The following is a 22,917-nucleotide window of genomic DNA, read 5'->3' as shown; positions in this document are numbered from 1 at the left end:
TCTTTATTACTGGTGTGATGCACCATATACTTTGGCTTTTTTAGGGTAATATCATGCCACGTCCACCGTCGAGTAGTCTAATTGTTCAATCAGATCGATCCCACAAGGCAGAGCTGGCTACGAGGTCAATCTCGCTGTTGTTGGTTCTGATCAGTCTAATAGCGTTTATATTTAACAAAGATGGCCTGGCGCAGGCTTTGCAAATTGAAAAAACAACGCTTGAGCTTGGCGTTATTATGATTTCGCTACTTGGCGCATTGTTTATAGATCAAATAACCACATCATTTTTTCACAAATCTTCTCAGGATCGCGTGATTGAAAGCCATGACCAAATAATGGCTGCGATTCAAAGCTCGTCCACTTTGCAGTGCTTTACAAGCGACAATGCGTTTTACAATCATATCGAACAACGTGTAAAGCATGCAACTGAGGTGCGAAATACTTTTGTAGGTTACAAAACTGCGAGCGGTAATCCAAACGCCTTGGATGAGGCAAGTTTAGATAGTTATATCAGTTTTTTAACGTCCGACGAAAAGTCATCAAAAGCGAAGGTCTGGACGGACATTGTTGCATATAATGAGTTTTTCGGTAAGAGATACGAAAATATAAAAATACTACTGAACGGAAAAGAAACTAGCGCGCGCCACTTCGCGCGCGTAATCCGCCACAATATACCTGTTCTGAATTTCACAATCTTCGATTTTGACTCATATGGAAATGACCGCGAGGTTGTCTTTGGATGGTTGCATTCAGACAACTTTCGAAATCGTCGTTTATTCAGGTCAAACGACCCAAACATAATCGAATTATTTGAGAGCTATTTCAGCCTTCTATCACTATATCGTTTGCAGGAAGATGTGGAGCTAAACTATAAAGATGGAAGCTTAAGAGCAGGTTCTGAAATATCAGATCGCCAAGGGTGGTGGTTTTGTGAGGGAACAAACCAAGCGGGCGATGTGGTATCCGAATCTGTATTCCATGTGTCATTTCGTGAACACGGAGTAGAATTAGATGGTATCGTAAACTGGAACTGCTCCTACGGGCGTCAGTTAGAAAGCTCGACAGAAACGATTTCTCACAAGTCTGATAAAGTATCATACACCGAACAGAAGATGTTCTTAGAGTATAGGGACCACGCTTCCGATAGGCGCGGAATTTGTGTTTACAATTTTTCTACGACGCCTGAAGGTGCAGTCGTCAACGGCTATCTACATGACGCAGGGAGTGTAGAACGAATTCAGCTTCAGGGATATAAGCTAGATTCTTCGAAAGAAGAATATGCAGCTGCTACCGATAATGCGAGAAGGCTATCTATCGCAAGAGCGGAATGGAACCGGAAGAAAATGATTGAGGAAACAACCTCCGCCAGTTAGGTTAACTCTAACACAGAGAGGTGTTGGGTTAAGACAATTTGCGACTCTGCTGACTTGGTTGATGAGCATTCGTATTTTTGACTGATTTTCCGCAGCGAGAAACTATCCCGCCAACATCCCCTCAATCTTCTCCTGCACACTCAGCGCTTCTTGGATGGTCGCCAGCAGATGAGGTTCGCCGCGTATGCATTTGTCAAAATGATCTAATTGCACATGCAACCCATCAATGCGGGCATTGTCAGACGGAAATACCACCTGGCTAAACCTATCGCCCTCACTGACCCAAAGTTCGCTGAACTGCTCAACCTTAAAGCTCTTCTTTGTGCCCTTTACGAACACCCGTTGCTTGTCTGGCTGCGCGCCGCCCACATTGGCAAAGACATTCAGCGGCAAACCGTCGGGGTTGAAAAGACGGGCCGAAAGGTTGGTTTCGCACAATGTCTCATCTGGAAAAATGGGACTTGTCCAATTCAAATGAGTGGTGCCCAAAAGCCGCTCGGCAAAAAACATGAAATGAGAGATCACTTCGCGGGTCATGCCCCCTTCGGATCTGAGTTTGAGCCATGCGGCATCTTTTTGCCAAAGTCGGGGCCATTGCGCATAAGAAACTTCAATGTCGATGCCAACGAGATCACCCATCTCGCCCGATTGCAGCGCGGTCTTAATCGCGGCCAAAGGCTCTCCGGTCGCCTGCACGAAGTTGACCGCCGCTGGCACCCGTGTCTTCTCCAAGTGATGCACCATCGAACGGCTGGCGGCCATATTGATGCCCAAGGGCTTTTCCAAAAAAAGCGGTTTGCCGCAATCCGCAGCGATCATGGCATAAAGCCGGCGCGGGTCTGGCGGGCAGGCAAGATATATCGCCTTCGCGCCTTCAATCACCGCCTCAGGGCTATCGCAAACTCTCGCCTCAGGTGCCAAGGGCGTCGCTTTGGCCACAGAAACAGCGCTCGGGTCCCAGATGTGACTTGCGTAAAACTTGTCGTGGCTTGAAAGGGCTTCAAGCATTCTTCGGCCCATAATGCCAAGGCCGATCACGCCAACTGATGTTTTTTCGTCCATCTGCCTTCCCCTTTTTGAGCGAAAGGCTAGCACCCCTTATGGGGCGCGTCGATATCTCATCTCGCGGAACCGCGCGTCTCGCCCATCATAGGTTAACAAGCGCCCAACAAGTGGCTCGCCAACGCCCGTAATTAGTTTCACGACTTCCATGGCTTGCAATCCACCAATCACCGCCGTAATCGGCCCCAAAATTCCCGCTTCTTCACACGAGGGCAGTTGATCGGGCGTTGGGCGTTGCGGATAGAGATCGCTAAAGCGCGGGTTGTGGTCTTTAAACGGGGCGAACACGGTCAAATTGCCATCGAACAAAGATACCGCACCCGCCACCAGTGGAATTTTTGCCTCCGCGCAAAACTCAGCCACTAACGCGCGCGTGTCAAAATTGTCGGAGCCATCAACCACAAAATCGTAAGGCGCGATGATGTGTGCGCCATTGTTCTCATTCAATCTCTGGTTGATCGCAATGAAATTCACATTTGGATTCAACGCGTTAGCAAATCTCTTTGCAGAATCAACCTTCGTCACACCCTCATCTTGGGTGCGATGAACCATTTGGCGCTGCAAATTGGAAAGGGAAACGATGTCGTCGTCCACCACCCCAATTGTGCCGACCCCAGCTGCTGCCAAATAGGCGATGACCGGGCTGCCTAAACCGCCCGCGCCAATTATCAGCACTTTTGCGGCTTTAAGTTTTTGCTGGCCCGGTCCGCCGACATTCTTCAAAACTATATGGCGCTGGTAGCGCCTTATTTCGTCGGCTGTGAGCACGCAATTATTCTCCGGTTGTCAAAGGCACGGCCATATAACGCCGATCCCAGCCTTCAAAGCCATAAGTCCAAACCGAAACCAAGGCCACACCATGTAAAATATGTGCATCTTCAAGCGGAATTGCCACCGCGCTGGCGCGATATGTCACCGGGCATCCGCGCGAGGTGGGCACCCGCACGTCTTCGTGCAAGATTTTGGTGCTGGTGCCATCAAATAGCTTGAGACGAAACCCTTTTGCCTTATCTCCAAAATAGTCCATGCAGTTCTCGCCAGATGGGGCGGTATAAATGTCAAAACTCAACTCATAGCTGGCAAAAAATGAGGAGGGGTCAGAATAACCCGGCACGCTAAAGTCCAACGTCAGCTCATTGGCCTCGGGTTCCCCATCTCCATTGAGCGCGATCAAGCGCGCTGGCCGGGAAATGTCAAAATTGCCGATTGGCCCCATAGCGGCGCGCATGGCTTGGCTGCGAATTTCGGCCAATTGTGTGGTTTCGTCAGCGGCTTGTACCCGAAACGGCGATCCACCAACCCAATCATCATTTTGTAAATCGATCACAAAGATATTGGAATAGGCAAAGCCCGATCCATCTTGGATGCCATATTCCTCAAAGGCGAAATATTTACCGTCGGTCGAATAGCCGATCAAATCAAATTCAGCCCGCTCGGCGGCAAATATTGCTGTGGTCCCAAATAGCGCCAGCATAATTGCTGTAAGAATGGTCTTAAACATAAGTTAGCTCCCTCAAAATGTTCTAAGAGGTTGCAACCCCCGTAGAACCATGCCCGCCCGCACCACGTTCCGTCGTATCAAGCAAATCTGTTTCTATCATGGTGATTTTAGGCACCGGCGCAATCACCATCTGCGCAATGCGATCGCCGCGGTTGATGGTGAAGGGCTTTTTGCCGTGATTGATAAGAATGACCATCACTTCACCCCGGTAGTCAGCATCAATGGTGCCCGGTGCATTAAGTGTCGTGACCGCAAATTTTGCAGCAAGGCCGGAACGGGGGCGAATTTGCGCTTCATAGCCTTCTGGCAAGCCAAGCGCAAAACCCAAGGGCACAATGCCATGATCACCCGCTTCAATAACCATTGGCTCATCGGTTGGCACGGCGGCGCACAAATCAAGTCCAGCCGCCCCAGCGGTTGCCTGAAAGGGGGCCTTCAATCCGGCGCCATGGGGAAGAACCTTATATTTTACTTCTAATGCGCTCATAGGGCTTAGTCCGATTGTTTTAGAAATGATGCGATGCGGTTTGCGAGCTTTTGCCCCACTTCCGCTTTGCTCATTTGGGGCCATTCATGGTGGCCTTGGTCGTCAAAAAACACAATGGCATTGCTGTCCCCGCCAAATGTACCAGTTTTTGCGCTCACATCGTTTGCCAACAGCCAATCGCAGCCCTTACGCTCGTATTTTGCACGGGCATGTTCTGTCACATTGTCAGTTTCAGCGGCAAAGCCAATCACGAGCGCCGGGCGTTCGCCCGGTTCAAGCGCGGCCACAGATTTCAAGATGTCTGGGTTTAAAACCATCTCAAGGCTTGGGGCTTCCCCGTCGCCGGTTTTCTTTATCTTTTTGCTTCCCACCTCTTTGGGCCGCCAATCCGAAACAGCAGCGCAAAATATCGCCACATCGCAAGGCAGCGCTTCATGCACCGCATCATACATGTCTTGGGCGGTGGTGATCTGGGTCACATTCACCCCATTGGGCGGCGGCACTTCTGCGGCACCGGTTACAAATTCAATTTCGGCGCCCGCAGCGCGCAAAGCCGCAGCAATGGCCGTGCCTTGTTTGCCCGAAGATGCATTGGTCAAATAGCGCACCGGGTCTAGCGGCTCACGTGTTGCACCAGAGGTGATCAAAATGCGCTTGCCCTTTAGCGGCAAGTTCTCACCAAACGTATAGAAATAGTCTTCAATCGCGGCAAAAACCGTTTCAGGTTCTGCCATTCTGCCTGGGCCGAATTCGCCGCAGGCCATTTCCCCTTCATCGGGGCCAACAATTTGCATGCCGTCCTCAACGATCAAATTGAGATTGCGCTGGGTCGGTCCTGCGGACCACATTTTAACATTCATTGCCGGGGCAACGATTACATGTTTGTCCCGCGCCAAAATTGCGGTGGAGGCCAGATCATCAGCCAATCCGTTGGCCATTTTCGCCATAAAATTCGCGGTGCAAGGGGCAACCACAATCAGATCCGCATCCCGCACCAATTCAATATGTCCAATGTCGCTTTCCCGCGTTAAATCAAACAATTCGCTCAGCGCTTCGTTGCCCGCAATCGTTCCGGCGGTCAGCGGGGTCACAAACTCTTGCGCGGAGGCGGTCAGGATCGGCTGGACTTCACCACCCGCTTTCTTGATCAAGCGAATAATGTCGATCGCCTTAAAAGCGGCTATGCCGCCAGTAATGATCAATAGTATTTTGCGGCCTGCCAACATGTTGGGCATACTCCGTTTCAATGGACTTGAGGCTAAACTAGCGTTTTTATCGCCGCCGCGCCAACACCAATCATTAAAGCAACCACCAAAGCGGCGAACCAACTTGTCATGAAGAAAGGCGGGTTTGCGCGGTCTTTTTCGGCTTGGTCTAACATGGCCTCATAGCGCTGCACCAATAGAGGTATCTTTTTCGCAGCGCCGTACAGTGCAAAGGCTGTGTCTTTGGCTTCCTCGGCAATGCCAATGGGCCCCACATTGCGCTTCACCCATTTGCTGACGATGGGTTCGGCCACGGTCCAAATGTTTAGTTCAGGGTCCAGCGTGCGCGCCACCCCTTCAACCAAAACCATGTTCTTTTGCAGCATCACCAATTCGGGGCGGGTTTCCATTTCAAAAAGGGCCGTATTGTCCAGCAATTGGCTGAGCACCCTTGCCATGGAGATCTCATTCGCCGGACGTCCCACAAGTGGCTCGCCGATTGAGCGAAGCGATTGTGCAAAATCGTCGACCGATTGATGTTTGGGCACATAGCCAATGTCAAAATGCAATTGTGCGATATGGCGATAGTCGCGCCGGATGAACCCATAAAGGATTTCCGCCAAGAATTTCTGCTCTTGCTTGCTAATCCGGCCCATTATGCCAAAGTCGACCGCCCGCACGTTGCCGGTATTTGGGTCAACAAACAGATTGCCCGGATGCATGTCTGCGTGAAAATAGCCGTCGCGGATCGCATGGCGCAAAAAGTGCTGCATCAGCTCTTTCGCTACTTTTTTGCGATCAACACCAGCTTTGTCTAATTGCTCATGTTCGCGGATCGGAATGCCGTCCATCCAAGAGGTCACCAACACATCGCGCGCGGTTTGTGGCCAATGCACCGTGGGGATTTCAAATCCCTCGTCGTCTTTTGTGTTCTCATAAAGTTCAGAAATGGCCGCCGCTTCCATGCGTAAGTCCATTTCCAAAATCGCAGAGCGTTCCAGCGTGTCCACAATGTCTTTGGGCCGCAAGCGCTTGAGTTTTGGAATAGCGAATTCGGCAAAACCCGCTGCAGCTTTTAAAGAAGCAAGGTCCTTTTTAAACCGCACCGCCACGTCGGGGCGCAATAATTTAATCGCCACCTTTTGGTTTGTGCCATCATCATTGATCAGGGTCGCGCTATGCACTTGTGCAATTGAGGCTGCAGCCACTGGGTCAGAAATATCGGTCAGTGTGTTGACTTTGTCACCAAGCGCCGCGGCCAAAATCGCGGGCACCAGCGCTTTGTCAAACGGGGGCATCTTGTCTTGCAGGTTGGCCAAGTCTTTGGCCACCACCGGGCCGACAACGTCAGCGCGGGTGGCGAGCACTTGGCCAAGCTTTACATAGGTTGGACCCAATTTTTGCAAAGCCGCAGAAAGCCGTTCAACCCGGCCGGTTTTGCGCACCGCAGGGCGTTCTATCAGCCGCGCAAACCAAATGGCAGTTGCCGCCGGCCCCTTAATACCTTGCCCTTCGGTAAGCGAAAAAGCGCCTTCACGCGCCAAAACATAACCTGCCCGAAAAAGACGCAGATAAGCAAAAAGCCCCATGTTATATCCGCCTATCTCAGTTTCCAGCCAGAATGAATGGCCGCAATATTGCCGCTAAGCGGTGTGTGCGTGACCCGCGAAAAGCCAGCGTCTTCAATCATTTTGCAAAATTGCTTGGGTTTAGGGAATTGGCGAATGCTCTCAATCAAATATTGATAAGGCTGCGCATCCCCCGTGACCACGCCACCGATCGGCGGGATCACATGTTCTGAAAATAGGTCATAGATCTTATCAAGGCCAGGCACATCAACTTCAGAAAATTCCATCACCATAATTCGGCCGCCGCGCTTTAACACCCGATAGGCTTCGCGCAAGGCTTTGTCGATTTGGGGTACATTCCGCATGCCAAACGAAATGGTGTAAACATCAAAACGATTGTCTTCAAAAGGCAGTTCTTCGGCATTGGCTTCAACAAATTCAACCCCGTCCTGATAGCGCCAAGTCTTGGCCCGCTCCGCGCCCACCCGCAACATATCCGAGTTAATGTCGGAAACGGTGACTTTGGCATACCCGTGTGAGGCGTTTTTGATCCGCTGGGCGATGTCGCCCGTGCCACCGGCCATGTCCAAAACTTCAAACGGACGCTTGCCGGCGCGCGGTGGGGCCAGATTGGCCACAAAGGCGTCTTTCCAGACCCGGTGCATGCCCCCGCTCATCAGGTCATTCATAATGTCATAACGGTCAGCGACCTTATGAAAAACGTCGTTCACCAGCCCCTGTTTTTCTTCCAAGGGCACTTCGCGTTCGCCGAAGTGGGTTGTTTGTTGCGCTTCACTCATCTTTATGGTCACTTGCTTGTCGTCATCACAAATCATCAATGTTGGCGCACCTTATCCTAAGCGCCTCAGCTTTTCTATGGTTGAGGAGGTTTGGGTGCCTGCGCGTCATTGCCACAGTTTATATGCATAAGGAAAGAGTGAATTGCCTGAATTGCCAGAGGTTGAAACGGTCAAAAACGGCCTTGCCCCCTTTATGGATGGGGCGACGATCAAACGCATTGTGCTTAATCGCCCAAATTTGCGCTTTCCATTTCCAGACGGCTTTCAAGAGTTGCTCGAAGGTCAACAGATCGGCCAGCTGCGTCGCCGTGCAAAATATCTAATCGTGCCGCTCATGTCTGGCACCAATATGCTCGCCCATTTGGGCATGAGCGGCAGCTTCAAAATCAACGCTGAATTGATTGAAGGCACCGCCCGCAAATTCGTGCCTTTGGCACAGCAAAAACATGACCATGTGATTCTAGAAGTTGTGCACCCGACAAGAGGGCGAGTGGACATTATTTACAATGACCCGCGTCGGTTTGGATATATGGACCTGTTTGACGATGAACAGGAGAGCCCCCATTTCGCCAAAATGGGGCCAGAGCCATTGGGCAATCAATTTAACGCTCAGCATTTGGCCGAACGATTCCTAAATAAGAAAACCCCCATCAAATCTGCACTGCTCGACCAGCGTAATGTGGCCGGATTGGGCAATATATATGTGTGTGAAGCGCTCTTTCTTTCAAAGATCGACCCCAGGTGTCCTATAGGCACATTGGTAAGGGCGGACGGCAAACCCAAAAAGGCGTTGGAATTACTCGCCCCAACGATTGTGCAAGTGCTCAACGAGGCGATTGCAGCGGGTGGATCAACGCTTAAGGATTTTAAGCATGCAGACGGGGAGTTGGGATATTTCCAACACCGTTTCCAAGCCTATGGCCGAGAGGGTGAACCCTGCCTTGCACCAAATTGCAAAGCCAACATCGCGCGAATTGTACAATCTGGTCGCTCAACCTTTTACTGTCCCAATTGCCAAACCTAGCCAAAAGACTCTTCCACCGGGGCTTGCAGCCAATTTCGCAAGCTTTTCCTATTGACCAAAACCAATCTTCAACCTATAACCCGGCCAACGTAGTTTCTGGCGGCCTTTGGTGCCGCCGCTTTTATTTCGCGATTCTGCCATCGGGTAGAAAGTGAATAGGCACAAAGAGGACCACATGGCCAATACTCCATCAGCTAAAAAAGCTGTTCGCAAAATTGAGCGCCGCACCGAAGTGAACAAAAACCGTCGTTCGCGCATGCGCACATTCATCCGTAAGGTTGAAGAAGCAATCACATCTGGCGATAGCGCCGAAGCCAAAACGGCTTTGCAAGCTGCTCAACCAGAAATTATGCGCGCAGCGCAAAAAGGCATCGTTCACAAGAACCATGCTTCACGCAAAATTTCACGTCTTTCTAACCGTGTAAAAGCCCTAAGCGCTTAAGGCCTGGCTTTACTTGGACTGACGATTTTAAAGGCTGCCTTAGGGCAGCCTTTTTGCGTTTGGCGTGACAGCGTTTACGCCTGAATTCTGAGGTCACTTCCTTCGCTTGGATTGGCGTGGAAGCAGCGTGACGAAGAATCTATTGTTCCATTCTAATTGACACATGTTGCGTAACTTAACGTCTAAATTGAACCCTTTGAATCTATTCATAAATTTGTCACATTGTGATTTTGGAGTTTGAAAAAATTCATTTATTTCAGGTACTTAACTCGATGGTGTAGGTCGTCGGAAAATGCGCAAAATGGTTCAAAATGCCGGGATCCTTAACAAAAAGTAAATTTTTTTTTGAAGGGCATTTTTCACTTGAATTTGGATTCATTAAGCAAATCCAATCCCTTAAGAATGGCGAGATTCTGCGTAGCTTGCCAACCCAAATCCACCCCCTAGAGTCAAGAGGGTTTTTAAATGATTCACCAGTTGAAACGCGTCCCCTAATAAGGCTAAACTGCCCATATTGAACAAGAGCTGGTGGCGATCCTTGTATTGCCAAGAGTTGAACAGAAAAACGGGGGCCGTTGACGATGTGTGCTAAGAGGAAAACCTGCGTAATTGCAATAATTCCGGTCTTCCATTCGAGATCTGCACACCACCACAGCTAGCCAGTCTAACAAGCGTACTTCCAGTAAAGTAAACGACGCGAGTTGGCGTCAAAATCTAAGTAAATCATAAAAATGGTAGCGTTGAATACTTTCAGCGACTGCTAGGGGTTTGTCTGATTGTAGAATAATCAGCTGACCAACGCGCCAAACAAGCGGCTGGTGCGTTGGTTGAAATATCAAGAGGCACAAATGGATCAGTTCACAATGTTGGCGCAAAAAGAAGAAGATGTTGCAACACATCAAAGCACAACGCCAGCGGTTGAAAACCAACAAGGCGGGGGCGCAATGGATTTATCGGGGGGCGATAACTCAAAACTATGGGCACGAGTGAAAAAGCGGCTTTGGGCAAGCGTCGGGGAGGACGTATTTAGTTCATGGTTCGCAAGGCTGGATTTGGTGGAGCTGGATGGGGACCTGGCGCACCTTTCTGTACCGACAAGGTTTTTATGCTCGTGGATCTTGTCCAATTATCAAGATCGGATCATCGAATCGTTTCAAGCTGAAAACCAAAATGTTCAAACGCTGCAAATCACAGTGCGCGTGAACGGTCGGGTTGAAAGCAAGCAAACGCCAAAAGCTGAAGAGCCAGCAGAGCGTAAGGCGCCAATGCCCACCGTTTCTGCCACCATCCGTACTGGGGCCAAACACTCAGCGCGTGTAAAACAGGGCGACGCATTGTCAGGCTCAGCACTTGATCCAAAATTGACCTTTGACACATTTGTTGCTGGCAGCGCCAACGAGATGGCATTGGGGGCCGCAAAACAAGTGGCTCAAGCGGTGGCACAGAACTCTGTCACCTTTAATCCCGTTTATATTCACTCATCAGTTGGGTTGGGCAAATCCCACCTGTTGAACGCCATTGCATGGGCCGCCGGTGGCGCAGATAAGTCACGTAATGTGGTTTATCTCACCGCCGACCATTTCATGTATCACTTCATTTCAGCGGTACAGCGTCAGTCCGCCATTAGCTTTAAAGAGTGGCTGCGCGGCATTGATGTTTTGCTCATCGACGATATGCAATTCTTGCAAGGCAAGTCCGTTACAGAATTCGGCCAAGCGCTTAGCGCGCTGCTTACGGGCGCAAAGCAAGTTGTCGTGGCAGGGGATGCTCCCCCGAATGGCCTTGATATGCTTGATGATCGGTTGCGCTCACGTCTATCCGGTGGCCTTGTGGTGCCCATTCGCTCACTTGATGAAGATCTGCGCCGCGCCATCGTTGAAAAACGTGCCGAACAGGCTCTGGCAAAATACCCGGGCCTGCATATTCCAACCCAGGTGCTCGATTATGTGGCCAAGAAAGTCATTTCCCACGGGCGTGATCTTGACGGATCCATTAACCGCTTGGTGGCGGCCAATCAGCTTACAGGCGAACCCGTAACCATTGAATTGGCCGAAAAAGCATTGCACGACTTGATGCGGACCCGCGATACGCGCCGTATCAAGATCGACGAAATTCAAATTATGGTGGCCAAACACTTCAAAGTGTCAAAGCCCGATCTTTTGTCTTCACGTCGCTCGCGCTCTGTTGTGCGCCCGCGCCAAATCGCCATGTATTTGTCCAAAATGCTGACCTCGCGCTCGCTGCCAGAAATTGGCCGTCGTTTCGGCAACCGGGACCATACAACGGTTTTGCATGCGGTGCGCAAAGTTGAGCAATTGATGTCGGAAGACAATAGCTTCGCCCAAGAAGTGGAATTGCTAAAGCGGATGATCGCTGACTGATCAAATAGGGGCCATGCTGATCATTAACCGTCAGCTTCCGCCTCAAGGATCAAACAAAAGCCCCGATGTCGAACCGACATAGGGGCTTTATTCGTCTGTTGTGTCGACAACTTCAGTGATCGCCCGTTGTACCAATTTCACGCGGCCCGATTTTACCAAAGCCTCACGTAACACAAATTCGATCTGCGCATTTAAACTGCGCAGATCATCATCAGCCCATCTTTGCATTGCATCCATAACTTGGGGCGAAACCCGCAAGGCGAATGCTTTTTTTGAAGGCATGTTGATCCCCTAATATAGGCTGCCAGCGTTTACGACCGGGTGGGTATCCTGTTGGCCGCAAAGTACAACCAGTAGATTGCCGACCATCGCCGCCTTGCGTTCATCATCCAGTTCGACAATTTTGCGCTCAGAGAGTTGTGCCAGCGCCATTTCAACCATGCCAACTGCGCCTTCCACAATTGTTTCACGTGCATCCACAATGGCGCTGGCTTGTTGGCGTTGCAACATAGCGGCCGCAATTTCTTGGGCATAAGCGAGGTGGCTAATCCGCGCCTCGACTACTTCAACACCAGCTGTCTGCAACCGATCTTGAATTTCGTGTTGTAGCATTTCAGAAACTTCTGCAGGGTTGGCCCGCAAAGATACAGCGCCTCTGCTTTTGCTGTCTTTTAGGTCATAGGCATAACGGCTGGCCAAAGTGCGTACCGCCGCTTCGGATTGAACCGCCACAAAGTCTCTATAATTATCGACTTCAAAAGTCGCTTCAGCGGTGTCGGTAACCCGCCACACCACAATCGCTGCAATTTCAATTGGGTTGCCGTTTGCATCATTGACTTTATTCTTGCCGCTTTCAAAATTGCGCAACCGCAATGAAACGGGAATGCGCGGATAGTTAAATGGATTGACCCAGCGCAGGCCAGTTTGCTTCAAGGTGCCATTATAGGCCCCAAACAACACCAAAACCCTAGACTGCTTTGGCTGCACCATCACAAATCCAATCGCCAATATGGTGCCAACAATTGGCCCACCAATCAGTGGCGGCAAAATTAGCGCCGGGCCGCCGTCCGACCCAATGGCCATCGTCAAGAAATAGAGCATACCAATGATCCATAATGCCAAAAGGGCGACCATGGGATAGCCAGAAATTGACCAAGCGGATTTTTCGTTCATAGTATTCTCCAATTCGATATCATTATGATATCAATATGGCGTGGATTTTCAGAATTGCAAGTCTTCTGTATTTGCGATATTCAATTTGCGAGTTCATTAACTGGAAAAACCACGCCTTTTTCCTTGCCTTTTGAAGCGCAAAAGGCCATTTTCCTTGTCCCCACATGGGGATGAAGACGCATAAGCTGTATCAAAAGCGGCAAAAAGTTACCGGGAGTAGACACCAATGAAAGTTACGCTTGAGAGAAATCACCTGTTGAAATCACTTGGGCATGTGCACCGTGTCGTCGAGCGCCGCACAACCTACCCCATTCTTTCAAACGTTTTGCTCAACGCCAATGATGGCGGCCTGCAATTGCGCGCAACCGACTTGGATATTGAAGTCACCGAATCGGTGCCTGCAATGGTGGGCACGCAAGGCACCACCACCGTGCCGGCCCACACGCTTTATGAAATTGTGCGCAAACTTTCTGATGGCGCAGAAGTAAACCTTGAAGTGGATGGCGCTGGTGAACAGATGGCCATTACATCAGGCCGCTCCAAATTCAACCTCACGTGTCTTTCGGCCGATGGGTTCCCCGATCTCAAATCGGGTGATTTCACTCATAAATTCATCATCAAAGCGGGCGCGCTGCGCCAATTGATCGATTGCACACAGTTTGCGATTTCAAGCGAAGAAACCCGCTATTATCTCAATGGCATATTCTTCCACACGATGGATGATGGGGCCAACGTCATCATGCGCGCCGTGGCAACAGATGGTCACCGCTTGGCGCGTGCACAAGTCTCCGCCCCTGAAGGCGCTCAAGGCATGCCTTCTATCATTGTGCCACGCAAAACCGTTGCTGAAGTGCAAAAGCTTTTGTCGGGCGATGAAGACGATGTGGCGATTGAACTTTCAGATACCAAAATCCGCATCGAAGTAAACGGCGTGGTGCTTTTGTCAAAACTTATCGAAGGCACATTCCCCGATTATGAGCGGGTGATCCCGCAAAATAACGATAAGCGCCTCACCGTGGACACCGCAAGCTTCAAGCAAGCGGTTGATCGTGTGTCCACCATTGCCTCAGACCGTGGTGGCAAGGCCGTAAAATTGGCCATAGGTAATGGGTTGCTCGAAATGAGCGTCACCAACCCAGATCACGGCACGGCCCGCGAAGAGCTGCCGATTGAGTTCGAAGATGAAGGTTTTGAAATCGGGTTCAATGCCCGCTATTTGCTCGACATCATCGATCAGGTAAAATCAGAAGCAGCGATCTTTATGTTGTCAGACGCAGGCTCACCCACCATTGTGCAGTCTGACAATGATGATGATGCGCTTTATGTTTTGATGCCGATGCGCGTTTAACGCCAAGGGTAGGTTTTAATGGCGGTACCACGCCAGCCCCCCAGCCATTATCTATCGCGGTTGCGGCTTTCAAATTTCCGCAACTATGCAAGCGCTGCGCTTGATCCCGATGATCGCCATGTGGTGCTTACCGGGCCAAATGGCGCGGGCAAAACCAATCTGCTTGAAGCAATCTCTTTGCTGGGCGCGGGGCGCGGATTGCGCCGCGCAAATTTTGAAACCTTAGCGCTGCACAATGGCACAGGCGGCTGGGCGGTTGCCGCTTCAGTTGAAACACAATATGGCACCGTCGATTTGGGCACCGGGCTTGATGCTGGTGCAATCACGGGGCGACGGGTCAAAATAAATGGTGCCCCAGCACGGTCAGTGGATCAGTTGGGTGAATATTTGCGCATCCTCTGGCTCACCCCCGCCCAAGATGGTCTGTTCACCGGCCCCGCTGCCGATCGACGCCGGTTTTTTGATCGATTGGTCCTAGCTTTAATCCCCGGGCATGGCGCCGAGGTTGCCCAGTTTGAAAAAGCCATGCGCCAACGCAACAAACTGCTCGATGAATATGGCGATGCGTCGTGGGCTTCAGCCATTGAAGCGCAAATGGCCGCCCATGCCGCCGCCATGCATTTTGCGCGGCTTGATACCATTGCGCATTTGAATGATTTATTGCGCTTGGAGGGATCGTTGGGCTTCCCTTCCGCCCATTTGGAACTTGTGGGGCAAGAAGAAATGCCCCCCTTTCAAACCTCCACGGAATTGGAAGAAGCCTATATCCAATTGTGGCGGCAGCGCCGTCAATTGGACAGGGCGGCAGGGCGCACGACCGTTGGGCCCCATCGGGCTGATATCGCGGTGACCAATATCGATAAACAAATGCCCGCAAACATTTGCTCAACCGGTGAGCAAAAGGCGCTGCTGGTGGGGCTCATTATGGCCCATGCGCGTTTGGTCAAGCAAATGACCTTCATATCGCCCCTCTTGTTGCTGGACGAAATCGCCGCCCATTTAGACGCAAATCGGCGCGCCAGCCTTTTTGAATTGCTCAATGCTTTGGGCACTCAATGTTGGATGACGGGCACCGATCAAATTTTGTTTGATTCTCTTGGGGCTGATGCGCAGTTTATTAGCGTGCAAGATGCGCTTTTGACCCCCTTATAGGCGCAAACATCCCCCTTATTGTCCCTTATCTTGCCCCAATGGTTGAAATTGGGCTTGAGCCCTTTGGTTTCACTCAAAAAAAGACTAGAAATAACTAAGTTTAACTGGAAATGATTCGGTGCAAATGAGCGACGAAAAAGCGGTCCCTGGAAATACTGATTATGGTGCGGATAGCATCAAGGTTCTCAAAGGTCTTGATGCGGTGCGCAAACGCCCCGGCATGTATATTGGCGACACGGACGACGGATCCGGTTTGCACCATATGGTCTATGAAGTTGTCGATAACGCAATTGATGAGGCACTGGCTGGGCATGCCGACTATGTGACCGTCACCATCAATGCGGACGGCTCGGTTTCCGTTACCGACAACGGGCGCGGCATTCCAACCGGCATCCATGAAGAAGAAGGCGTTTCCGCCGCTGAATTGATCATGACCCAGCTGCACGCGGGTGGTAAATTCGATTCGAACTCATATAAAGTTTCGGGCGGTTTGCACGGCGTGGGTGTTTCCGTGGTGAACGCTTTGTCTGTTTGGCTCAAACTTGAGATCAAGCGTGACGGCGAAATGCATCAAATGAGCTTCACCCATGGTGAACCTGATGCGCCTTTGGCAAAGGTTGGCGACTGCGGCACCGAAAAAGGCACCAAAGTGACCTTTATGCCGTCTTCTGAAACATTCACCATGATCGAATTCGATTATGCAACGCTGGAGCACCGCTTGCGCGAGCTCGCGTTTTTGAACTCAGGCGTGCGCATCATCTTGTCCGATAAACGCCATCCTGAAGAGATTTCAGTCGAATTGCACTATGATGGCGGCTTGCAAGAATTTGTGCGCTACTTGGACAAATCCAAACAGTCCATGATCCAAGAGCCGATCTACATCACGGCCGAAAAAGACGATATTGTTGTCGAATTGGCTCTGTGGTGGAACGATAGCTACCACGAAAAAGTGCTGTGTTTTACCAACAATATCCCGCAGCGCGATGGCGGTACTCACCTTGCAGGCTTGCGCGGTGGTCTCACCCGTCAAGTGATCGGATATGCGGACAAAAGCGGCATTTTGAAAAAAGAAAAAGTCTCGCCAACCGGCGATGACACCCGCGAAGGGCTAACCTGTGTTTTGTCGGTCAAAGTGCCGGACCCAAAATTCTCATCTCAAACCAAAGATAAATTGGTGTCGTCAGAAGTGCGCCCCGTGGTTGAATCTGTGGTCAACGACCGCTTGAACCAATGGTTTGAAGAGCACCCCGCCGAAGCCAAGCAAATTGTCTCAAAAGTGGTTGAAGCCGCCGCCGCCCGCGAAGCGGCGCGCAAAGCGCGCGAATTGACCCGACGCAAATCCTCGCTTGATGTGTCGTTTTTGGCTGGCAAGCTTAAAGATTGTTCAGAAAAAGACCCCGCCCTATCAGAACTCTTCCTGGTGGAGGGTGATTCTGCGGGTGGTTCAGCAACGCAAGGGCGCGACCGGGGTACACAAGCCGTGCTGCCATTGCGCGGTAAAATCCTAAACGTTGAACGCGCGCGCTTTGATAAAATGCTGGGCAGCCAGGAAATTGGCAATCTGGTGATGGCGCTTGGCACCTCGATTGGCCGCGAAGAATTCAACATCGACAAATTGCGCTACCACAAAATCATCATCATGACCGATGCGGACGTGGATGGCGCGCACATTAGAACTTTGTTGCTCACCTTCTTTTATCGGCAAATGCCAGAGCTTGTGGAACGTGGTCATATCTATATTGCCCAGCCCCCACTATATAAAGTTAAGCGCGGCCAGTCCGAGCAATATCTGAAAGACGAGCGGGCGTTAGAAGAATATTTGCTCACCGTTGGGCTTGAAGATTCAACCCTAAGCACCGCAGCTGGTGTATCACGCGGCGGCAATGATTTGGCTGATGTGGCAAGTAAAGCGCGCGACATGGTGCACATCATGAATGCGCTCAATGCGCGTTACAACCGCAAAATCGTTGAGCAATGTGCTATTTCGGGCGCCCTCAGCCAAGCAGTTTTGGACGATCACGACAAAGCGAATGCCATGGCACAGGCCGTGGCCGAGCGATTGAACCTGATTTCGGCTGAAACCGAACAGGGTTGGGTTGGCACTTTTGAAGAGGCTTTGGGCTACAGCTTTGCCCGCACCGTGCGCGGGGTGGAAGAACGCCACAATGTTGATTTGGCGCTCATCAATTCGCTCGACGCCCGTAATCTTGAGCGTTTGGCCGCAGAAATCGCTGATGTTTTTGTGGGTGTCGCCAAATTTGAGCGTAAAACCAATGCAGAAGAGATTTATGGCCCCTTCACCCTTTACGAAGCGGTTACAAGCTTTGGGCGCAAAGGCATTTCGATGCAGCGTTATAAGGGCTTGGGCGAAATGAACCCAGAGCAACTGTGGGAAACAACCCTTGATCCAAACGTGCGTTCGCTTTTGCAAGTGCACGTGAAAGAAAGCGATGTGGCAGACGAAACCTTCACCAAACTCATGGGTGATCTGGTGGAACCGCGCCGCGACTTCATTCAAGAAAACGCCCTAAGCGCCACAAATATCGACGCTTAATTCTATCTCACGGTTCGCATTGCGATGTGCATGACGGGCGACACACGAGTGTGTCCGCCCCACGCTCATCGTGGAACCTGCGATAGCGCGGCGCAAATGTGCGCCGATCTGACCGCCCAATGCTCGCTTCGGTATCGCAGCTTGATCCTTAAAGCATTTATCATTGGATCTCCTGCCGCTCCGGCATCAAAATTTCATCCACCCGATCAATCGCAACGCCCATAAACTCTTGGCTTAGGGCGTCATCGTTAACAGCCCGCGCCACCATCATTGTGCCCACAAGGGTTGAAATGATTTGCATGGCGGTCCTGCGCCGCACCACCTTGTCCCCAACCAACAAGTTCGACAAGACCTCGATCCAGCGCACAATCCCGTCAGTATATACATCGCGAATAGCATCATCTGAGCGATAAACTTCATTCGATAAAGCCACCACTGCGCACCCATCGTGTGGGTTGTGCAAATGCCGGTCGCACAAATATTGCTCCAAAAACGCATTCAGCAATTCTTGGCCCGCAGGCATATTACGCTCAGGAGAAAGATCGGCGATGGTTTTGTCCATACACTTTTGTAAGGCCGCGGCCACCAGGTGGTTCTTTGACTTAAAGTGTCGGTAAAACCCCCCGTGCGTCATCCCAGATTGGCTCATCACGTCCGACAAAGAAGTCTGTTTGATGCCCTGCAAACGAAACAAGTTCGCCGCTGTTTCCAAAATTCGCTCGTGATTCTTTGCCACAATTTCTTCAGTTACGCGCATCACAACCCCAATAGATTTTAGATGATGCCTATCATCAATAACAAGAGATGACCAGCAAAAGGAAAAAACTTATCCTCGGGGCATCCCATCGCGCCTATTGTTCATATGTACATGCGTCCCCATCCGATTGCCGACGGGCAATGGGGCACCAACTTAGGTGAGCATGTACTTGGCAGGTTTATGGTGGTCGCACCACAAGCCTTGCAAACTATGTGCGATGGTCCAGCCTGACACCGAAGGCAGCTTTTAAGACGTTTGGTGGGTATTGTTTCTCACCTGTGCCAACTGGCACTCATCAAATGATCAAGGCGATCAAAACAATTTTGATGGAACGCGGAGCAAGGGGATAGAAGGGTTTAGCACCTCGGGGTTAGCGCCCATAGTTTGCAACTGCCAATGGCACGGGGCATTTTTGGCTCCAAACCAACATAAAAATTTAGCGCATTGAGCCAATTTCGCCTCGTGCCATCGGAAAAATGAAAAAAAAGGCACGTGATAAACATCACGGGCCCGCTTCTTGTGCCTTTCTTTACGGCCCATAAACCGGCCACATTTAAGTTAGATACAGTAGCAAAACTGAATATGTCAGTTCTAAATTTTCTAGCGAGCAAAACCTTGGCAAAGCGACCCGGCCCCAAAAACGCAGATATGCGCTTGACCCAAAAAGACCGTGTGGGCGGCGGCAAGAAAGTCACGCGCAAACCGGCGTCAAAAACCACAAAGGCAAAAACCAAAGCCAAAGCCTCCTCGCGCAAACGGGCACCAGCAAAAAAGAAACAATCTTGGTTCTGGTGGGTGTTCAAGAAATTATTCTATTGGGGCACCGTTGCCGCTGTTTGGGGTTTCATCGCTGTTGCGGGCATTGTCGCCTATTATGGCATGCAATTACCAGCCTCCGACACATGGGCCATTCCAGACCGTCCCGCAAATATTCGCATTGTCGCCGCTGACGGACGGCTTATTTCGAACCGGGGAAAAATGGGTGGCGAAGCTGTGGCAATTCACGAGTTGCCCCATTATGTGCCCAATGCGGTTCTCGCGATTGAAGACCGACGGTTTTATGATCATCCCGGCTTTGACCCGATTGGCATTGCCCGCGCGTTCGTGAATAACATCGCCAAAGGCCGTATAACTGGCGGTGGGTCAACAATCACCCAACAATTGGCGAAGAACCTTTTTCTAACGCCTGATCAGAATTATGGCCGTAAAATCCAAGAAGTCTTGCTCGCCATCTGGCTTGAGCAAAACTATTCTAAATCCGAGTTAATTGAGTTGTATCTCAATCGGGTCTATTTCGGTGCGGGCAGCTATGGCATCGAAGCGGCCACACAGCGCTATTTTGGCAAGTCCGCGCGCAATCTTTCGCTAGGTGAAGCGGCCATTTTAGCCGGGGTGCTCAAAGCCCCATCACGCCTTGCGCCCAACAAAAACCCAGAAGGGGCGGCCGAACGGGCGCGGCTTGTTTTGAATGCCATGGCCGAAGAGGGCTTCATTTCAGAAAAAGAAGCCAATGCAGCCGCCATCGATCCAAACAAGCGCATTCGCACCCGCATCACGGGCACAGAATACTACGTGGCCGACTGGGTCGAAACCCTAATGGATTCATATTTGGGTGTCGTGGATGAAGACGTGATTGTGCGCACCACCATCGATTGGGAACTGCAAAAAGAAGCGGAGTTTTTGATCAAAGAAATTATCCGCAAAAACGGCGACGAACGCGACTTCTCCCAAGGCGCATTGGTGGCCATGCGCCCGGACGGCGCCGTGCAAGCCATCGTTGGAGGCACGGACTATACCAAAAGCCAGTACAACCGGGCGATCACCGCCAAACGCCAACCCGGTTCTGCGTTTAAACCATTTGTCTATTTGACCGCTGTTGAAAATGGCTACTCACCCAACACGATGGTTGACGACAGCCCCTTCACCTATAAAGGCTGGGCCCCGGAAAATGCCACCGGCAAGTTTAAAGGGCGCATGGAATTGCGGGACGCATTGGCCCAATCATCAAACCTTGTGTCGGCCAAATTGGCCATTGAATTGGGACCACAAAATGTGGTCAACACCGCCTATAAGCTAGGTATTTCATCCAATATCAAGCCTTTGCCCTCTATCGCATTGGGCACGCCAGAAATTTCTCTGCTCGAATTGACTGCCGCCTATGCGCCCTTTGCCAATGGTGGTCAGGGCATTATTGCGCATGTGATCTCCTCCATTGAAACCCCAGATGGGCAGGTGCTCTATTCCCATATTCCCTCTGGCCCCGGTCAAGTGATGGCATCCGATGCCGTGGGCAAAATGAATGATATGCTCACCCATGCCATTGAAGTGGGCACAGGGCGCAAAGCCGCATTTGGAAATTGGCCAGTGGCGGGCAAAACGGGCACCTCACAAAACAACCGCGACGCGGTATTTGTTGGCTATTCAGCACGGCTGGTCACCGGCGTATGGTTGGGAAATGATGATGGCAGCCCCATGCAAAAAGTTGGCGGCGGCTCTTTCCCAGTGGACGTGTGGCGCGAGTTTATGCAAAAGGCGCACAGCGATTGGGTCGTCGCCCAGCTGCCGGGCGGAGATGGGCGTTTCGATCAAGCACCGCCCGAACCCATTGGCCAGCAAGCGCAAAGTGAACCGCAACGCCGATCAATCGGAGATCTCTTGTCCAGCATTTTTGGTCGGTAAAATGCGCTACCAAACAAAAGGGATGAGCCGTTTGGTTTTGTCCGCATAGTCGCAAAATGCCTGCCCGTACCGCTTCGCCAAATGGGCATCCAACGGCGGAATGTAAAAAAACATAAACAGCGCCAAAAGCAAAACCGGGATCAAATAGCCAACAGAGTGCCCGGCAACCATTGCATAAGCGAGCACCCATAACACATCGCCAAAAAAGTTGATGTGCATTGAAAGACCAAACAAGCCACCGGTATAAAGTTTTCCCTTGTTGGCCGGATTCTGTTTGAAAAAATGGCGCATCAATTCAGACACTGTGTTGATTGCGCCCCCAACGATAAAAAGCCCTATGGCGACAAAATCAAGGGCTCCAACTGGTGCCCCATTGGGTAAAACCAATATGGCAAATCCAATGTAATAAAGCGCAAAAGCAAGCGGCACGGGAATGGTTTCAGACCACGGTATTGCCCGTTGCATCAAATAAAACATCGTGAACAACATGCGTGCCAATGTTATCAGGCTAAACGAAAAAATGATCCAACGTCTGCCCATTTCCGGCTCAATTGGCATGTCAAATAGCCAAACAAACCAGGCCTGTCCCGCACCAAACATGATGAAATAGGCCAATCCTATTAGGGCCAACTCAGCGGTGATTATGGTCAATTTCTGCGGCACGGATGTACCCTTGGTTGCGTATAGATCAAGCATTTAATCCTCGCTCGGGTTCAATGATGTAAAATCTGGCGTGCGCTCATAAATGGTGGAGAAATAAATCTCACCTTCTACCAACCGCATAAAGGTTATGGCGTCCTGTTTGCTGGGCGCACTGGTTTCAAGCGCAGCCAAAACATTTGCGTAGAACTTTTGTACGGCGCGTATAAACTTTTCCGAACGGCTTAGGCTGTCAAAATATAGGGCAAAATAACGGGCTTTATCGACCCCATAGCGATGGGCAACATCCACAAACATGGAACTGATGGCGCTGGTCAGCGTGGTTTTTTGCGCTTCAAATGGAAGACCATCAAACACCGCCAAGTCAAATTCGGAATAGCCACGCAAAAAATACAACTCAAGTACTGCGTCATATAGTTCATCTTTGGAGGCAAAATGGTGATACAGCCCACCCCGCGAAATCGCCGCAACTTTCACCACTTCGTCGATGCTGGTGCCGTCGACCCCATGCCGCAAAAACAGTTGAAATGCTGCAAACAGCGCCCGCTGTTTGCCATCCAATCTGTCCAATGCATCAATATTCATATCACCCTATCCTTTCGCCCCTTAAAAAACGCCACCAACACAAGACGCCCTCCCTTTTTCCCACCAATCAAGCCAATCAACGAATCAGACCGAACGTTCGGTCGGTTTCATCAAGATAGGTTGGCGAGTGGGGCCGGTCAAGGGCTGGGAGTGACAACCATGAAGG

Annotated in this window: 20 protein-coding genes; 8 read left to right on the top strand and 12 right to left on the bottom strand. The window is 50.8% G+C overall.

Annotated elements, in window-relative coordinates; translation table 11 throughout:
• Nucleotides 1-53 precede the first annotated feature (53 nt).
• Nucleotides 54-1,373 carry a hypothetical protein gene (locus O4H47_RS07370; protein WP_269393310.1) on the top strand — a complete coding sequence of 440 codons (1,320 nt, stop codon included), beginning with the start codon at nucleotides 54-56 and terminating at the stop codon, nucleotides 1,371-1,373.
• Between the two features lie 102 nt (nucleotides 1,374-1,475).
• Here the strand turns inward: O4H47_RS07370 and O4H47_RS07365 are convergent, their stop codons facing one another.
• From O4H47_RS07365 to ubiE, 7 genes are read right to left on the bottom strand one after another with little or no spacing between them, the layout of a single operon-like run.
• Nucleotides 1,476-2,435, bottom strand: coding sequence for a Gfo/Idh/MocA family protein (locus O4H47_RS07365; RefSeq protein WP_269393309.1), 960 nt, complete (start codon nucleotides 2,433-2,435; stop codon nucleotides 1,476-1,478).
• Nucleotides 2,436-2,471: 36 nt separating this feature from the next.
• Nucleotides 2,472-3,203 carry a HesA/MoeB/ThiF family protein gene (locus O4H47_RS07360; RefSeq protein WP_269393308.1) on the bottom strand — a complete coding sequence of 244 codons (732 nt, stop codon included), beginning with the start codon at nucleotides 3,201-3,203 and terminating at the stop codon, nucleotides 2,472-2,474.
• 4 nt (nucleotides 3,204-3,207) lie between these two features.
• Complete coding sequence (locus tag O4H47_RS07355; RefSeq protein ID WP_269393307.1) at nucleotides 3,208-3,936, bottom strand: DUF2259 domain-containing protein; 729 nt, start codon at nucleotides 3,934-3,936, stop codon at nucleotides 3,208-3,210.
• Nucleotides 3,937-3,958: 22 nt separating this feature from the next.
• The gene (gene dut, locus O4H47_RS07350; protein WP_269393306.1) at nucleotides 3,959-4,423 is read right to left on the bottom strand and encodes a dUTP diphosphatase; all 465 of its coding nucleotides are present in this window, start codon (nucleotides 4,421-4,423) and stop codon (nucleotides 3,959-3,961) included.
• A 5-nt stretch (nucleotides 4,424-4,428) separates the two neighbouring features.
• Nucleotides 4,429-5,658 (bottom strand): bifunctional phosphopantothenoylcysteine decarboxylase/phosphopantothenate--cysteine ligase CoaBC, encoded by a 1,230-nt coding sequence (gene coaBC, locus O4H47_RS07345; protein WP_269393305.1) that lies wholly within the window; start codon nucleotides 5,656-5,658, stop codon nucleotides 4,429-4,431.
• Nucleotides 5,659-5,681: 23 nt separating this feature from the next.
• Nucleotides 5,682-7,217 carry a 2-polyprenylphenol 6-hydroxylase gene (gene ubiB, locus O4H47_RS07340; RefSeq protein ID WP_269393304.1) on the bottom strand — a complete coding sequence of 512 codons (1,536 nt, stop codon included), beginning with the start codon at nucleotides 7,215-7,217 and terminating at the stop codon, nucleotides 5,682-5,684.
• A gap of 11 nt (nucleotides 7,218-7,228) precedes the next feature.
• Nucleotides 7,229-7,996: a bifunctional demethylmenaquinone methyltransferase/2-methoxy-6-polyprenyl-1,4-benzoquinol methylase UbiE gene (ubiE, locus tag O4H47_RS07335; RefSeq protein ID WP_269393616.1), complete on the bottom strand. Its 768-nt coding sequence runs from the start codon at nucleotides 7,994-7,996 to the stop codon at nucleotides 7,229-7,231.
• Nucleotides 7,997-8,138: 142 nt separating this feature from the next.
• Between ubiE and mutM the strand changes: the two genes are divergently transcribed.
• From mutM to dnaA, 3 genes are all read left to right on the top strand, one after another.
• On the top strand, nucleotides 8,139-9,020 hold the full coding sequence (mutM, locus tag O4H47_RS07330; RefSeq protein ID WP_269393303.1) for a bifunctional DNA-formamidopyrimidine glycosylase/DNA-(apurinic or apyrimidinic site) lyase: 882 nt from the start codon (nucleotides 8,139-8,141) through the stop codon (nucleotides 9,018-9,020).
• Nucleotides 9,021-9,195: 175 nt separating this feature from the next.
• On the top strand, nucleotides 9,196-9,462 hold the full coding sequence (rpsT, locus tag O4H47_RS07325) for a 30S ribosomal protein S20 (protein ID WP_269393302.1): 267 nt from the start codon (nucleotides 9,196-9,198) through the stop codon (nucleotides 9,460-9,462).
• Nucleotides 9,463-10,406: 944 nt separating this feature from the next.
• Nucleotides 10,407-11,843, top strand: coding sequence for a chromosomal replication initiator protein DnaA (gene dnaA, locus O4H47_RS07320; RefSeq protein WP_269393615.1), 1,437 nt, complete (start codon nucleotides 10,407-10,409; stop codon nucleotides 11,841-11,843).
• 87 nt (nucleotides 11,844-11,930) lie between these two features.
• Here dnaA and O4H47_RS07315 read toward each other — a convergent pair whose 3' ends face one another.
• Together O4H47_RS07315 and O4H47_RS07310 are read right to left on the bottom strand one after the other, a co-directional pair.
• Nucleotides 11,931-12,125, bottom strand: coding sequence for a hypothetical protein (locus tag O4H47_RS07315; protein ID WP_269393301.1), 195 nt, complete (start codon nucleotides 12,123-12,125; stop codon nucleotides 11,931-11,933).
• 9 nt (nucleotides 12,126-12,134) lie between these two features.
• The gene (locus O4H47_RS07310) at nucleotides 12,135-13,016 is read right to left on the bottom strand and encodes an SPFH domain-containing protein (RefSeq protein ID WP_269393300.1); all 882 of its coding nucleotides are present in this window, start codon (nucleotides 13,014-13,016) and stop codon (nucleotides 12,135-12,137) included.
• 226 nt (nucleotides 13,017-13,242) lie between these two features.
• Here O4H47_RS07310 and dnaN point away from each other — a divergent pair, with 226 nt between their 5' ends.
• The 3 genes from dnaN to gyrB all read left to right on the top strand — a co-directional run bounded on the left by dnaN (nucleotide 13,243) and on the right by gyrB (nucleotide 18,070).
• Nucleotides 13,243-14,364, top strand: coding sequence for a DNA polymerase III subunit beta (dnaN, locus tag O4H47_RS07305; RefSeq protein ID WP_269393299.1), 1,122 nt, complete (start codon nucleotides 13,243-13,245; stop codon nucleotides 14,362-14,364).
• A gap of 18 nt (nucleotides 14,365-14,382) precedes the next feature.
• Nucleotides 14,383-15,516: a DNA replication/repair protein RecF gene (gene recF / locus O4H47_RS07300; RefSeq protein WP_269393298.1), complete on the top strand. Its 1,134-nt coding sequence runs from the start codon at nucleotides 14,383-14,385 to the stop codon at nucleotides 15,514-15,516.
• Between the two features lie 124 nt (nucleotides 15,517-15,640).
• A complete protein-coding gene (gene gyrB / locus O4H47_RS07295; RefSeq protein ID WP_269393297.1) occupies nucleotides 15,641-18,070 on the top strand; it encodes a DNA topoisomerase (ATP-hydrolyzing) subunit B in 2,430 nt (809 codons plus the stop codon).
• 160 nt (nucleotides 18,071-18,230) lie between these two features.
• Here gyrB and O4H47_RS07290 read toward each other — a convergent pair whose 3' ends face one another.
• Nucleotides 18,231-18,827, bottom strand: a complete 597-nt coding sequence (locus O4H47_RS07290) for a TetR/AcrR family transcriptional regulator (RefSeq protein WP_269393296.1) — start codon at nucleotides 18,825-18,827, stop codon at nucleotides 18,231-18,233.
• Between the two features lie 582 nt (nucleotides 18,828-19,409).
• On the opposite strand from O4H47_RS07290, the gene O4H47_RS07285 reads away from it, so the two are divergent.
• Complete coding sequence (locus O4H47_RS07285) at nucleotides 19,410-21,506, top strand: transglycosylase domain-containing protein (RefSeq protein WP_269393295.1); 2,097 nt, start codon at nucleotides 19,410-19,412, stop codon at nucleotides 21,504-21,506.
• A 6-nt stretch (nucleotides 21,507-21,512) separates the two neighbouring features.
• Here O4H47_RS07285 and O4H47_RS07280 read toward each other — a convergent pair whose 3' ends face one another.
• Together O4H47_RS07280 and O4H47_RS07275 are read right to left on the bottom strand one after the other, a co-directional pair.
• Nucleotides 21,513-22,202 (bottom strand): DUF1295 domain-containing protein, encoded by a 690-nt coding sequence (locus O4H47_RS07280; protein WP_269393294.1) that lies wholly within the window; start codon nucleotides 22,200-22,202, stop codon nucleotides 21,513-21,515.
• Nucleotides 22,203-22,751 carry a TetR/AcrR family transcriptional regulator gene (locus O4H47_RS07275; RefSeq protein ID WP_269393293.1) on the bottom strand — a complete coding sequence of 183 codons (549 nt, stop codon included), beginning with the start codon at nucleotides 22,749-22,751 and terminating at the stop codon, nucleotides 22,203-22,205.
• Between the last annotated feature and the right edge of the window lie 166 nt (nucleotides 22,752-22,917).

This window comes from Maritalea porphyrae (assembly GCF_027213965.1).
Lineage (GTDB): Bacteria > Pseudomonadota > Alphaproteobacteria > Rhizobiales > Devosiaceae > Maritalea > Maritalea porphyrae_A.
Note: the sequence above shows the minus strand (reverse complement) of the source record. Positions and strands in the feature narration are given on the sequence as shown.